Source organism: Methanosphaerula palustris E1-9c (genome assembly GCF_000021965.1).
GTDB classification, from domain to species: Archaea; Halobacteriota; Methanomicrobia; order Methanomicrobiales; family Methanospirillaceae; genus Methanosphaerula; species Methanosphaerula palustris.
On record NC_011832.1, the window covers coordinates 2,760,269 to 2,773,876 of the forward strand.

Sequence of the window (13,608 nt, forward strand, 5' to 3'; positions counted from 1 at the left end):
CCATTCCTGCAACAAAAACAGCTGGACTTCGTCGACGGGCCGGTCCACGCGGCCTCTTTCATCCAGTCCGGTATCGGCCGGCCCGGTTTCAGACGGTGATATATCCCTGACGATAGGGGATGAGGTGATTGAAACCTCTGAACTGATCCAGCAGCCGGCATCATAATTTAGTTAATTTCAACTCTGTTGAAACTCTCCAATGATACTCAAATATCCTTTTTCTCCACCAACATGGATTGTAAATTTATCTATTTTAAGAGTTTCAACAAAGCCAAAATACTGATAAATTTGTGAATCTTGTGAACCTTAACTATATCCAGTTATAATTATAAATATTTGTGAATAGGGCAATGATCTGGAGACTGCAGAAGGTCAGTTAACGATTATAAAAAATCCTTCGCAGGTATACTCGATACCATTGACACAAGGCCCTATCAGATCAGATAATACTATATCTCTACAGTATCCAAGGCACGGTTGTCGTAATCGGGTACAGCAAAATGAACTGGAAGCATCCAAATCCACGATCTCACCAAGGGATTTTGAAGAAGAGGGCAGTACTCGCGCTTATCTGGAGGTAAGGAATATGGATCTTGAACAATGTACAAAAGATCTTGAAATAGCCAAGAAAATGGCAGGGCAGTTTGAGTTACTCTCTACAGGGATCAACCAGTTGCCGGTCCCGATTCACATCATCGATACCACGTACACAATCCTCTATACAAATGAGGCTGCTGCAGGTATCGTAGGCAAGAGAAGAGAAGAGGTCATCGGCAAGAAGTGCTTCGATCTGTACAGGTCCTCGGCCTGCAACACCCCCGAATGCCCGTGCAGGGTTGCAATGGAGAAAGGGATCCCTTATCACACCGAGATCCCGCTGGGTGAGACTATAATCGACGGAACCGGATTGCCTTTGAAAGACAGTGCCGGCACAATAATTGGTGCGATCGAGTACTTCCCAGATGTAACCGAACAGAAGAAAGCCGTCACCGATATTCTCTGGGTCGCCGAACAGGCAGAGAATGGGGTTCTCTCCGCACGGACCGACCCATCACAGCATACCGGGGACTTTCAGAAGATGGCAGTAGGTATCAATGGGATCCTCGATGCAGTCATCGGACCATTGAATATCGCTGCTGACTTTGTCGCCAAGATCAGCGCAGGGATGGCACCTGAAAAGATCACTGCGAATTATCAGGGTGACTTCAATGTTCTGATGCATAACCTGAATCAGCAGATCGATGTGATTGTGATGCGGAATACTGAACTTGATATGCTGATAGAGGCTGCAATCGAGGGTAAACTCACAACACGCGCCGATCCTTCCAAGTTCCAGGGCGGTAACAAAAAGATGATGGAGGGTGTCAATGCGATGCTCGATGCCATCATCGCTCCGTTAAATGTTGCCATAGATTATTATAATAAAATCGGTATTGGCGACATTCCGGAGAAGAGAACCAACAAGGTGAACGGCGACATCATCGAGATGCAGAGGAGCATCAACAACTGTATCGACAACATCAATGCACTCGTCACTGATGCCAATATGCTCTCGGTAGCGGCAGTCGAAGGAAAACTCGCGACTAGGGCGGACGCAACCAAACACCAGGGTGACTACAGGAAGATCATCGAAGGGTTCAACCAGACCCTCGACGCTGTTATCACACCATTGAATCTGGCTGCAGAATGCATTGATCGGATCAGTAAAGGTGATATCCCAGATAAGACAAATCGTCAGCTCAATGGTGACTTCAACACGCTTCACATCAACCTGAACAACCTCATCGACAATATCAATGCGCTCGTCACCGATGCTAATTTGCTCGCAGAGGCCGCCATAGAGGGAAAACTCGCCAACAGAGCGGATACAACCAGACACCTGGGCGATTACAAAAAGGTCATAGGGGGATTCAACAGAACGCTCGATTCTGTGACCGAGCCGGTCAATGAGGCGATGCGGGTCTCGAACGAGTTTGCCAAGTACAACTTCACCGCCAGGGTCGACAAGAACCTGAAGGTTGCCGGCGACTTCATCGCGTTCAAGGATGCCCTGGACGGGATCGGAATCTCCATCTCCACAGCAATGAAGGGGATCAGCGTCCAGATGACCGACCTCGCAGCCTCGGCAGAGGAGGCGAACGCCAGCGTCGAGGAGGTGGTCTCCGGGGCACAGCAGGTCGCCGGCAGCACCGGCAAGGTCAGTTCCAACGCAGAGTTGGGAAACCATGGGCTCGAACAGGTGCTGAAGGCGATGGAGGATCTCTCTGCCGCAGTCGAGGAGGTGACCGCCAGCACCGAGTCCGTCGCCACCCTCGCCAATAATGCAAATACGATCTCCAAGGATGGAGCGGAACTCGCACGAAAGGCCGAGCAGGGGATGGTCGGGATCACCCGCTCTACCAATGAGGTCGACCAGATCATCGGCGAGATCAAGTCAGAAATGCAGATGATCGGCAAGATTGTCGGCCTGATCTCGGACCTGGCCAACCAGACGAACCTGCTCGCCCTGAACGCAGCCATCGAGGCCGCCCGGGCCGGCGATGCAGGACGTGGTTTTGCGGTGGTCGCAGCCGAGGTGAAGTCCCTGGCCCAGGAGTCCAGGACCTCGGCAGAGTCGATCGCCGATATGATCGGGGGACTTCAGCACAAGTCCGAACTGGCCGCAAAGGCGACCGCGTCAGCGTCAAAGGAGGTCGGGGTGGGGTCGGCAGTTCTCTCCGAGACCCTGAACGTCTTCAACAGGATCGTTGCCGATGTCGAGAAGATCACCCGCTCGGTTGAAGAGGTCGCGAGCGCCTCCGAAGAGCAGGCTGCCACCGTCGAGGAGATCACGGCCAGTGTCCACGAGGTGAGTTCCCTGGTGGACGGGACAGCCAGTGAGGCGGGCGATGCGGCTGCAGCCAGCGAGGAGACATCAGCCGCGATCGATGAAGTCGGGAAGATCATCGAGAACGTGAATGTGATCGTCGATAAAGTCTCAAGAGAGATCAGTATATTCAGAGTCTGACGAGGAGGGTCCATGACAGAATCCATACGTGAAGAACATCCTGAAGCCGGGATCGTGGGAGGGGCACGGGAGGAAAGACTGCAGCAGGGCAGTATTGCAGAGAATGTACAGGTGGTGGAGTTTCTCCTCGGCAAGGAGCACTTCGCTATCGACCTCTTCGATGTCAGAGAGGTCGTCGAATACACCACCATCACAAAACTTCCAAACACTCCCTCCTATATCAGGGGGATCATCGATCTTCGAGGCGAGATCACCACGATCATCGACCTGAAGGAGCAGATGAACATCCGAGCCGATATCGAGGTCAAAGACGATGACAGCCGAATCATCGTCCTCGATGACCGGATCACCAGATCAAAGATCGGGATCATGGTCGATGACGTCTCATCAGTCTCCACCTTTTCACTGGCACAGGTCGACAAGACTGCGATCGCAGAGACCAGCGCAGACGCCCATATCATCGGCATCATCAAGAAGAAGACAAAAATCAAAGAGAAGGATATAACAGAACTGATCATCTGGATCGATATCCGACACCTGCTCGGGACCATCAACCATACGGCCTGAGCGTGAAATCCCTCCCCGATTATTTTAGAGCGACATGAAGAGATGAAAGAGTGTGACCTTCTAAAATGTGCGGCCATTCATAACTGCCGATGATACTCTTAAAGGTGGCCCTCGCCAGTGAAACGGTGGAAGAGGAGTTCCGGGCGCTCGATTTTGGGACGCTCGCCACCAGGAACGTGGTCGGCGATCTCGAATCCGGCGTGATGATCGGGGCGGCACGGACCATCCTCCTCATCTGAACGACACGCGATCTGCAGAGTTCAGAGCGATCGGATCGCTGACCAGTACGATATACTCGCAATACACATCAGGGGTTATAAAAAATCGGTTTCTTTGAACCCGCAGTTTAATTTTACTGATATCAGGGGTGCTTTCGCGCCCGTATCGGGCAGCCCGGCATATCCTGTCCGCCGTGTTCAGAGACCCAGACCAGCATCGGGATCAGATGATCCCGCAGTTCCCAACCCTCCGGTGTGAGAGAATATTTCACCGTCGGCGGCGAAGTCCCCAGGACCTTCTTGCTCACCAGTCCAATCCGTTCAAGGTTTTTCAGCGTGTCCGAGAGCGGCTTCGGACTGATACAACCAAGCTCCCGCTTCAGTTCGTTGAACCCCTTCTCCCCTTCATTGCCGAGGATCGCGATGATCAGGAGCGCCCACTTCTTCGCTATCACATCGAGAATGCCAGATAACGGACAGAAACAAATATCCTCGGGTATGGCCGGCGGTTTCTTCATGAATACTACCTACCTGTTCTGTTACTTTTCGGCTTATCAACTATTAAACGGATACTATCTACCAGAAAATTAACAATAACGATTTGGAGTTTATCTCATGGGTCATTCATGTTCAAACAATTGCACTGATGATGATGGGGCGTATGATGGCGTTTGGTACGGTTTTCCCCCGCTCCGTAATGCGCTGATAGCCGCAGTAATAGCAGTATCAGGATTCATTCTCGGTCTTCTCGGGATTATTCCGGAACTGGTCGTAACCCTGTTCTTCGTTGTCGCCATCCTCCTCGGGGCTTACCACTGGGCCCGGGAAGGATTTGAAGATCTGTTCCACGAGCATGCGATCGGCATTGAAATGCTGATGATCGCCGCCACACTGGGGTCGATCGTGCTCGAGCTCTGGGGAGAGGCCGTGACGCTGGTCGTTCTGTACGCTGCAGCCGAAGGCGTAGAACATATCACCTACGCCCGGACGCGGGCATCGATACGGAAATTGCTTGATATTGCGCCGAAGGAAGCGGTCCTGATCAGGAGCGGGGACGAACAGGTGATCCCGGCCGAACAACTCAAGGTCGGGGATATGTTCCTCGTGAAACCCGGGGCCGGCATCCCCACCGACGGCATCATCGTGAAAGGCCGGTCCAGTATCAACGAGGCCGCGGTCACCGGTGAATCCATGCCTGTAGAAAAGCAGGAAGGTATGAAAGTCTTCGCTGCAACCTTCAATGTCGATGGTGCCCTGGAAGTACGGGCGACAGCCACATTCAGTGACAATACCCTCACCAGGATGATCCACATGGTCGAAGAGGCACAGGAGCAGAAGGGGAAGACCCAGGCCTTTATTGAGAGATTCGGGCGGAAATATACGCCGGCGGTCTTCTTCGTATCGCTCATGCTCATTCTCATTCCGCCGTTTTTCGGCATCCCGTTCAACGAGCTTGCGATACGGGGCGTAGTGCTTCTCATTGCAGCAGCACCGTGCGCACTCGTCATGTCCACACCGGTTGCTGTTGCAGCCGGTATCGGGTCGGCAGGAAAGCACGGCATTCTCATCAAAGGAGGTATCCACCTGGAGAATCTCGGGAAGACAAAGGCGGTTGCGTTCGACAAGACCGGGACCCTTACGACCGGGACTCCGGCAGTGACCGATATCATCCCACTGAATGGTGATGAGCATGATGTCCTCCGGATCGCCTATACGATCGAGCGTTGCTCTGATCACCCGCTCGCCCGGGCCATTGTGATGCGTGCTGAGGTCGCTGGCATTCAGCCGCACGATGCAGTGGATCTATGCGCCCTTGCCGGCCAGGCTGCAACGGCAACCATCGACGGGACGGTTTATTATGTGGGCAAACCGGAATTTTTTACCCGCGTGAATCCTGACGCAGAGACGCAGCAGGAGATCGGCCGGCTTCGCTCTGACGGAAAGACGGTCATGTTCGTAGGGACGCAGGAGAGGATTCTCGGTCTCGTCGCGGTCAGGGATCAGGTCCGGCCGAATGCAAAGGCCACGATCGACCAGCTCCATGCGATGGGTATAGCGACGATCATGCTGACCGGTGACAACCGAATCACAGCCAATGCCGTAGCTGCCAATCTTGGAATAGATGACATCCGGACCGATCTGAAGCCGGAAGACAAGACTGCTGCAATCGAGTCGCTCAAGGAGAAATACGGATCGGTCGTCATGATCGGCGATGGCATCAACGATGCCCCGGCACTCGCCCAGGCAACCGTTGGTATCGCTATGGGTACGATCGGGACCGATGCGGCAATCGAAGCGGCCGATGTGGCCCTGATGGCCGACGACCTGTCAAAAGTACCGGAAGCCATTGCGTTCGGGAAGAAAGCCCTTGCGGTCTCCAATCAGAATATTGTCTTCTCGGTCGCGGTGCTCGCCATCCTTATCCCGGGCGCCCTTCTCGGGGTTCTCGGCGTAACGCTCGCGGTGATCTTCCATGAAGCGTCCGAACTCCTCGCGGTAGGAAACGGGCTGCGGGTTACAAAGCGGTGATGGTCACTGCTCACAACCATCATGTTCAACCTTTTCTTCATATGGCAGAACAGGATCCAGGGAAGTATCCCTCGCGAATATCGAGATAAATAATCAATGGCACGTAACAGCGGCGAACTGAAATGAAGTACCCGTGGTATAACCATGATTTTTGCAGGGAAGGATGACGGTATGATCAGCGAATTTATCATGAAGTATTACATCGATCCCATCCGGTACGGCCAGCCGTACACCCTGGTGGACACCCTGACCTATGCTGCGATTCTCATTATCGCGTTGTATCTGGTCTATCTCTGGCTGAACCGGGCCGGGATTCTGGTGGACAGGACATTTGTCCTTGCCACAGTACCGTTCATCGTTCTCGGGGGTCTCCTGCGGGTTGTCGAGGATACCGGATTCATCACGTCCGATATCCACTTCCTCCTCATCACGCCGCTGATATTTTTTGTACTGTTCTTCTTTACGGTCGCTGCGCTGCTCCTATCGCGGACTCTTGAACGTGCCGGGACCTCGCCTCATACTATATCGGGTACGCCGGTATTGGAACACTGGGTTGCTTCCTCACTGCCACATTCCTGGTATGGTACGGGCTTAGGTACTCACAGGTTGCGGTAAACATCCTTCTCATTATCCTCGCACTTGCCATCGTCGTCTCTGGCGCAGTCTGGGGATTCATGCGGTACGTGCTCAAATGGGAATATGCAAGCGATCCACTGTACTGTGTGCTGATCTTTGGCCAGCTGCTGGACGCAAGCGCTACGAGTTATGGCATCGACCTGCACCCCATGGCCTTTCGTGAATCGCAGGTTGTGGGAGGCGCCCTGATTGCATGGACCGGAACAGCATTTTCGATGTTCCTTCTGAAATTTGCAGTTCTGTTTCCCGCAGTATACATCCTCCAGCACTATCGAAAGGAGGCCCCACCGATCCTCTGGCACCTAGTCCTGTTTACCATGATCGTTGTGGGATTTGCGCCTGGTGTACGGGATATGGCCCGGATGGTATTTTTCGTATAGAGCCAGACCGGGGGAGTGGAGTAGCGTACCATACGTGCTGTAATTTCAACAAACCCCGTATCCGCGACAGATCATCTCTCCTCCATTGTCAAATACTTCCTGCCAATCACCCACTCTTCATTAATGTCCATAAAGATCGCTCCTGCAAACCTGAGGAGCGAATCATCATTGGGGAACGCACCCACAACGCTGGTTCTCCATATCAGTTCCTTGTTGATCCTCTCCATGACATTCGTTGTTCGAATCCTTTTGTGGTGTTGTTTCGAGAATGCCATGTAGTTCAATAGTCCCGGTAGGAATCATTCGATGGTGTTGCCAGCTCTCTGATATCCTCATGAATTCAGAGAATCAGCAACTTCCTGAAGTTTCTGTCCGGGTCCATATGCTTCCCTGAGTTGTTCAGCAACCTCCCGCTGATCTTTCTTCGGGATATTCCTCAAAACGGCTCTAGTTGTATGTACCTCATACATTTGCCACGATGCTCCCAGAAATGCCACAGACACTGCCGGTCTGGATTTCCTGATGACCATCAGAGATGACCAGTTGTACGCCGTTCAATCCTCGTTCTTTCATCTCATCGAAGAGCCCTGACCAGAAGATTTCATTTTCGCATGCAGCGATCCTGGCCCCCAGGATCTCTCGATATCCATCCTCCCGAACTCCACCTGTCACCAGAAGTGCCTTGGAGACATATCTGGGTCCATCTCGGACCTTAAAATACGATGCATCGACGTAAAGATATGAAATCGGTTGTTCAAACGGTCGATTGAGAAAAGCCTTCACCTGATCGTCAAGATCGTGTGCGATCCGTGAAACTGAGGATGGAGAGAGTTGTTCCACGCCCAGATGCGCGGCAATCTCCTGAACTTTCCTGGTTGAAACCCAGCGAAAATCATGGATTTTCTCGACTATCGTCCCTATAAATACGATCCGGCGATAGCCTTCACCAAGTCCCCTCTCGACACGGACATATCGCCCGAAGATCTGCGTCTCGAAGGGTTTCTCCCGGAATTGGGGTTTTGTGAGTTTAACATCCCCATAGCGAGTCGTGAGAGATTGGGATCGAGAACCGTTTCGATGGCAGTTTCTCGTTGCAGTTCGTTCATAGAGATTGGCACCCACTTGTCGATAGGCTTCGATCTGCATCACCTGGTTCAAAAACAGACACAATGCCAAAGGCCACAAGCATACAAGATGAAAATGCCTGAGAGATTTTCATATAAAACCAGGTGATGAGACTGCGCATCCCTTCGTCTTTGTCAAAAAGATAATCTTCGATAAACGATAATGGTATCGGCACTGTTTCACCTTTCTCCAATTCTAGGTTGGATACAGGGCCTTTTTACTTTTACATCACTTTTGGCATGCTATCGTCAGGACATCATAAAATGATAATGATGTTAGAAGGTTAGCAATTATGCCACTTCTGGCTCCATTCAGCCATCGAAAGTAAAACATCTGTGAGATCTTGACCTTTTTCTGTCAGGGAATATTCTATCTTTACCGGCGTGGTATTCTCCACATGTTTTTCAACAATTTCATAGATTACAAGATCTTTAAGCTTTGAAGAAAGTGTTTTCGAGCTAATTGGTTTCATGGACTTCAATAATTCGTTAAATCTCATCGGACCCTTTGCGAGATATAATTGCCGTATCAATAAAAGACTCCACTTGTCCCCGATCAGGATAATTGTTCTTTCTATAGGACAGGGTATGCCCATTAAGTTTTCCGGAAAATTGACCATGGTAGATTACCTCAAGGTTATCTGATACCGCTCGTGAAACTTTTGTTATTTATTCTTTCTTTTTCAAACTAGATGTACTTAGTAAAGCAGGTGAAATGTTGAATGCGGAATCCTGAAAATGTTTTGGTTTTTGCATCTCTACTTCCATTTACTCTAAGTACTGAGGTACAGATCATGCAAAATCTCGGAAAAATCAATGATTGGTCTCAAAAGAACTGTGGTTATTTTGCCAAGAGAAGTGCTCAGAGTTACATGAACGGCGTGCAGGGCGCATTGAATTCTCCCAGCCAATGCGGATCCTCATGCGGGTCGGGTGAAGGGGGAAAATCTGTGCCTAAAAATTCCACCTGCGGATCTTCATGTGGTTCAGGAGGCGGGAACGAGTCAGTTCCTAGACTATCACCCTGTGGTTCTTCCTGCGGTGCAGGTGACCAGTAAACAATTACCGGCCAATAATTCCAGCTCTGGAACCGATGTAACAGAGCCCGGACCTTTCTTATTTGCATATGAGTCGTGCCAAGGTACGACTAAAAGAACAGATGAAAAAAACCATGGAACAATATTTTGCATTTCAATTGCATATCACTGACCGGTGCGATCAGTGTTGCCAGCATTGTTATATCTATTCAGAAAATAGTTCTGCCCCGGTCAGGGAACTGACATATGAGCAGATTGTAGACATCATAGATAATTGTACGGATATGTGCCGGAAAATCCAGCGCATCCCGTATTATTATATAACGGGCGGAGATCCGATCTTACACAAAGACTTCTGGAAAGTCCTTGAACTGCTGAAATCGAAAAACATCCCATTCGGCATTCTAGGCAACCCATTTCATCTCAACGCAGAAATCTGTACAAAACTGAAACACCTTGGTTGTGAGCGATACCAGCTCTCCATTGACGGCCTCCGAAAGACACATGACGCAATCCGCAAACCCGGTTCTTTCGATACGACAATAGAAAAAATTGCGTATATCCGTGATGCTGGTATCATCTGTGCTGTTATGACAACAGTCTCTCATTCAAATTTACTGGAGATACCTGGAATCATTGACCTTGTTGTGAAAAACCACGTTGATGTTTTTGCCTTTGCCCGGTATTGCCCGACCAGTTTTGAAAGATGCACCCATGTTTCACCGATGCAGTATAAGGCATTGTTGAAAAAATGCTGGGAAAAATTCGAGGAGTACAAAGACAGAGGGACTACCTTTAATCTCAAGGATCACTTGTGGACGCTATATCTCTATGAAAAGGGTCTCTTCTCCATTCCCAAAGGACTTGACGCAACTACCATCTATGATGGGTGCAACTGTGGTAACTGCCACCTGACAATCCTATCGAACGGAGAAATATACGCCTGCCGCAGATTTGAAAGCAATATCGGCAATATTTTCAAAGACCGGTTATATGATGTGTTTTTCGGCAGCGAAATGGATAAAAAATACCGGGAATCCAAAAAGTTTGAAAAATGTTCAACCTGTGAACTTCTCCGTTTCTGCCGTGGCTGTCCTGCTGTCGCGTATGGATACACACATGATTTTTATGCAGCAGATCCGCAGTGCTGGAAAGGTGTGATATGATGAAAGCGGTAGTTCTTACAAAAATGTGTAAAGCCGAAGACCTGTATATCAGTGAAATTCCCGTTCCTGCCGTGAAGCCAGGATGGGTACTGGTCAGGGTAAAGGCATTCGGCCTCAACCGTTCTGAATTGATGTTACGGAGCTATGAAGCGGATGCTCCGTATATCCGATTACCACGGATACCAGGCATAGAATGTGCCGGGGGAAATTGCAGATCCTTCAGATAGTAATTTCAGAAAGGGACAGCACGTGATAGCACTCATGGGCGGCATGGGACGAAGCTTCGATGGAGGGTACGCCCAATATGCGTTACTTCCAGTCAGTCATGTATTCACGGTTGATACAGATTTCACCTGGACAGAACTCGCAGCCGTTCCCGAGACCTACTTTACTGCATACGGCTCGTTATTTGATTGCCTGCAGCTTGTTCCATCAGATACGCTGTTCATCCGGAGGGCTACCAGTGCACTTGGCCTTGCCTCCCTGCAGCTGGCCAAGAGTATAGGTTGCATTGTCTTCGCATCGACCCGGAACAAAGAAAAATATGATCTCCTGAAAATCTGCGGTGCTGATGGTGTATTGCTAGATGACGGCACAATAACACAGCAATTCCGGACCGTTTGCCCTGAAGGTATCACGAAAGTCCTCGAACTGGTCGGCCCAAATACGCTGGAGGAATCAATGACCTTCCTGACCTATCACGGCATTGTCTGCATGACCGGTATATTGGGGGATAAAGGAGTACTGGAAAATTTTGATCCGATCAAAGATATTCCCAATAGTGTTTACCTGTCTTCCTTTTTCAGTAACTATCCAACACAGGAATCTATAGACAGGATATTTGCACATCTCCGGCACTATAACCTGAAACCCATCATCGGAAAGGTGTTCCCCCTTGAAAAAATCGCAAACGCCCATCTTCTGATGGAGCAGAACGCAGCAAACGGAAAAGTTGTTGTTGTCATTGAAGAATGATTGTTGTAGGAACCATTAAGAACTGCGCGTTCAGATTTGATCAGTTCAAGCTGTTGGTCAGGGAATCTGTGCGATCAAAATTAAAGGTAGTACAGAAAATTCTTGCACTCCGAAACCTGGGATAACCGAAGGAGACAAGAAGCGTGGTGAATGAAAAACGATGGGGAAGGAAATTAATTAAGCACTGAAACCTGCTGTGTTGCATAATCCCGTCATGAGATCCACTCACCCCTATCCCCGATATTCCCCATTCACTGAGCCAATGCCAGAAGGATATTGTATCCCCTGAATTTCATCTATGCTTCGCGGAACATGCCTTCTCTTGATGATGCTCTGACCGATTCACCGAATATTCGTTTGATACTCGAAAAGAGACCTTCCACCTTCCATCTCATCCCATAGTTGACTATCTCTGCCCATGGCTTATACTCGTCCAAGTCATCCCGTTTTCGAAAATATTCTGCTCGATTTGGAGATCCACTTGATCGTCGTGATGCATTGATCCTGGTCATGATACCCGACCAAATTTCTCGTTTTTCAAGTTCATTAAAACAATGGTTCCGGTCACAGGCTCCATCTCCCAGCATACTTTTCACCGACGTTCCACCATAGTTCTGCTCACCCCGATCGAGAAACATCTCAAAGACCTGATCATCCTGTGTTGTTTTTCATCGGTCACCTCCAGACTCAGGATCTTGTTGGTCCCGACATCGATCATGGCATGAACCTTGATCCAGCCTCGGCGGACCTTCCACTTCTCACGCATCCATTCTCCGCGATTGGTTACTTTCAGACCGGTACTGTCTACAGCCACAACGAGATACCCAGAGAGCATCGCGGTATTCACTGGGACGGCAATATCCATGCGTTGAATACGTCGAAAGAGTGTCGTGTAATCTGCACTATTAAGTGCAGGAAGGAGAGTCGCACGTCGACCGATGAATCCTTCCATCTGGCGATAGAGGCATCTGCAGAAAGATATGGATACAAGCCATCCACTCGATAATCAGAGAAGGATACTGAATGGGACGACCCTGCTTTCCTCTATTCAATGCAGCGAGATCCCGATCCCAGTACTTGATGAAAGCAAAGGAGAGATAAAACTCACCACGCTTAACCAGGCGTTCATTATAGGCTTACTCCAATCGCGAGTATCGATATGCGGCTGTCCCCATCTTTTGTTCGTAGGCAGGAGTGGATGAAGGAGACGCCGCGATTTTTTAGTCTTTGAGATGAGGACATAACTTGAGTTATGCAACAATGCACAGCACATTCTCGAATATCCTGATGCTTCCCCCTGATGGTGACCAGATCAACTTATCAAGTACCCGCCATAGAGGGAGAGAGATCACAAAACTCAAAAAAAATGATCGGTCGGGAAACCATCTCCGACCATCTATGGATCCAGGGTTAAAGATCGTGTTTCGGTTGTTTTTTCAGATCATCCTCAGCATGATGACGGCCCTGCTCGCTCTTATGAGAGACGATCCGCCAGTCATCGGGATTCCTACCGTCGTCCCCTTTTCGCACCCTGGTGGTGAAATCCATATCACCTGAAGACTTCCGACCCCCCATCTCCCCGGCGCCAGGGTCAGGGGTTCTCGCCGCCCCCCCAGGGAGGACAATCTCTTCAGATCCATGAAGTTCATGACCGATCTGTTCCATCTTCTCCGTAACCTCCTGAGCCGATCGGGGAGATATTTCAGATTTTTTTATTGATGCCGATGAGATCGTCTCCTCACCCATCTCCCCATCTGGCCAGACGGCGAACCTGCTCTTGTTCATATCGGTATCACTCGAATCCTCAGGGTTCATCCCGATCCAGTACCCAAACTCTTCATCCGGGGGTTTCTCACCAGTCGACTGCTTGTCTGTGTCGGTTAAGGGATCCCGCTCCATGCCACGGAACGGGATCTCTTCAGCCTCCTTCTCCACTCCTTTCTTCTCTGTCATACATCTCACCAACCCC

At 50.0% G+C, this 13,608-nt stretch carries 12 protein-coding genes and 2 pseudogenes; 9 read left to right on the top strand and 5 right to left on the bottom strand.

From position 1 onward, the window contains the following. Window positions 1–586: 586 nt before the first annotated feature. From MPAL_RS13165 to MPAL_RS16395, 3 genes are all read left to right on the top strand, one after another. Complete coding sequence (locus MPAL_RS13165) at window positions 587–3,007, top strand: methyl-accepting chemotaxis protein (RefSeq protein WP_012619220.1); 2,421 nt, start codon at window positions 587–589, stop codon at window positions 3,005–3,007. A 12-nt stretch (window positions 3,008–3,019) separates the two neighbouring features. Next, window positions 3,020–3,574 carry a chemotaxis protein CheW gene (locus MPAL_RS13170; protein ID WP_012619221.1) on the top strand — a complete coding sequence of 185 codons (555 nt, stop codon included), beginning with the start codon at window positions 3,020–3,022 and terminating at the stop codon, window positions 3,572–3,574. Window positions 3,575–3,663: 89 nt separating this feature from the next. Beyond that, a complete protein-coding gene (locus MPAL_RS16395) occupies window positions 3,664–3,813 on the top strand; it encodes a hypothetical protein (protein WP_012619222.1) in 150 nt (49 codons plus the stop codon). A gap of 122 nt (window positions 3,814–3,935) precedes the next feature. On the opposite strand, the gene MPAL_RS13175 is transcribed toward MPAL_RS16395, so the two are convergent. Continuing rightward, the gene (locus MPAL_RS13175) at window positions 3,936–4,247 is read right to left on the bottom strand and encodes a winged helix-turn-helix transcriptional regulator (protein ID WP_236610397.1); all 312 of its coding nucleotides are present in this window, start codon (window positions 4,245–4,247) and stop codon (window positions 3,936–3,938) included. Window positions 4,248–4,407: 160 nt separating this feature from the next. On the opposite strand from MPAL_RS13175, the gene MPAL_RS13180 reads away from it, so the two are divergent. The 3 genes from MPAL_RS13180 to MPAL_RS17395 all read left to right on the top strand — a co-directional run bounded on the left by MPAL_RS13180 (window position 4,408) and on the right by MPAL_RS17395 (window position 7,337). Further along, window positions 4,408–6,321: a heavy metal translocating P-type ATPase gene (locus MPAL_RS13180; RefSeq protein ID WP_012619224.1), complete on the top strand. Its 1,914-nt coding sequence runs from the start codon at window positions 4,408–4,410 to the stop codon at window positions 6,319–6,321. 144 nt (window positions 6,322–6,465) lie between these two features. Next, window positions 6,466–6,936 (top strand): DUF63 family protein, encoded by a 471-nt coding sequence (locus tag MPAL_RS17390; protein WP_330217433.1) that lies wholly within the window; start codon window positions 6,466–6,468, stop codon window positions 6,934–6,936. Then, a complete protein-coding gene (locus tag MPAL_RS17395; RefSeq protein WP_330217451.1) occupies window positions 6,870–7,337 on the top strand; it encodes a DUF63 family protein in 468 nt (155 codons plus the stop codon). Before MPAL_RS17390 ends, MPAL_RS17395 begins: the two co-directional genes overlap by 67 nt. 71 nt (window positions 7,338–7,408) lie before the next feature. Here the strand turns inward: MPAL_RS17395 and MPAL_RS13190 are convergent. After that, window positions 7,409–8,522, bottom strand: a pseudogene (locus MPAL_RS13190) (IS256 family transposase). A gap of 223 nt (window positions 8,523–8,745) precedes the next feature. Continuing rightward, a complete protein-coding gene (locus MPAL_RS13195) occupies window positions 8,746–9,081 on the bottom strand; it encodes a winged helix-turn-helix transcriptional regulator (RefSeq protein WP_012619225.1) in 336 nt (111 codons plus the stop codon). Window positions 9,082–9,620: 539 nt separating this feature from the next. Between MPAL_RS13195 and acgM the strand changes: the two genes are divergently transcribed. The 3 genes from acgM (at window position 9,621) to MPAL_RS13205 (ending at window position 11,639) form a co-directional block, all read left to right on the top strand. Continuing rightward, window positions 9,621–10,664 carry a radical SAM/SPASM domain protein, ACGX system gene (gene acgM, locus MPAL_RS13200; protein ID WP_201763850.1) on the top strand — a complete coding sequence of 348 codons (1,044 nt, stop codon included), beginning with the start codon at window positions 9,621–9,623 and terminating at the stop codon, window positions 10,662–10,664. A gap of 131 nt (window positions 10,665–10,795) precedes the next feature. After that, complete coding sequence (locus MPAL_RS17660) at window positions 10,796–10,891, top strand: hypothetical protein (protein WP_394295851.1); 96 nt, start codon at window positions 10,796–10,798, stop codon at window positions 10,889–10,891. Further along, window positions 10,860–11,639 (top strand): zinc-binding dehydrogenase, encoded by a 780-nt coding sequence (locus MPAL_RS13205; protein ID WP_201763851.1) that lies wholly within the window; start codon window positions 10,860–10,862, stop codon window positions 11,637–11,639. Before MPAL_RS17660 ends, MPAL_RS13205 begins: the two co-directional genes overlap by 32 nt. Before the next feature lie 296 nt (window positions 11,640–11,935). On the opposite strand, the pseudogene MPAL_RS15425 reads toward MPAL_RS13205, so the two are convergent. Continuing rightward, window positions 11,936–12,831: pseudogene (locus tag MPAL_RS15425) on the bottom strand (IS5 family transposase). 218 nt (window positions 12,832–13,049) lie between these two features. Next, window positions 13,050–13,601, bottom strand: coding sequence for a hypothetical protein (locus MPAL_RS13215; protein ID WP_158303691.1), 552 nt, complete (start codon window positions 13,599–13,601; stop codon window positions 13,050–13,052). Window positions 13,602–13,608: the final 7 nt, after the last annotated feature.

Coding starts and splice junctions, on each gene's coding strand:
- MPAL_RS13165 (WP_012619220.1), top strand. CDS start 587: ATGGATCTTGAACAATGTACAAAAGATCTTGAAATAGCCAAGAAAATG.
- MPAL_RS13170 (WP_012619221.1), top strand. CDS start 3,020: ATGACAGAATCCATACGTGAAGAACATCCTGAAGCCGGGATCGTGGGA.
- MPAL_RS16395 (WP_012619222.1), top strand. CDS start 3,664: ATGATACTCTTAAAGGTGGCCCTCGCCAGTGAAACGGTGGAAGAGGAG.
- MPAL_RS13180 (WP_012619224.1), top strand. CDS start 4,408: ATGGGTCATTCATGTTCAAACAATTGCACTGATGATGATGGGGCGTAT.
- MPAL_RS17390 (WP_330217433.1), top strand. CDS start 6,466: ATGATTTTTGCAGGGAAGGATGACGGTATGATCAGCGAATTTATCATG.
- MPAL_RS13195 (WP_012619225.1), bottom strand. CDS start 9,081: ATGGTCAATTTTCCGGAAAACTTAATGGGCATACCCTGTCCTATAGAA.
- acgM (WP_201763850.1), top strand. CDS start 9,621: ATGAAAAAAACCATGGAACAATATTTTGCATTTCAATTGCATATCACT.
- MPAL_RS17660 (WP_394295851.1), top strand. CDS start 10,796: ATGTTACGGAGCTATGAAGCGGATGCTCCGTATATCCGATTACCACGG.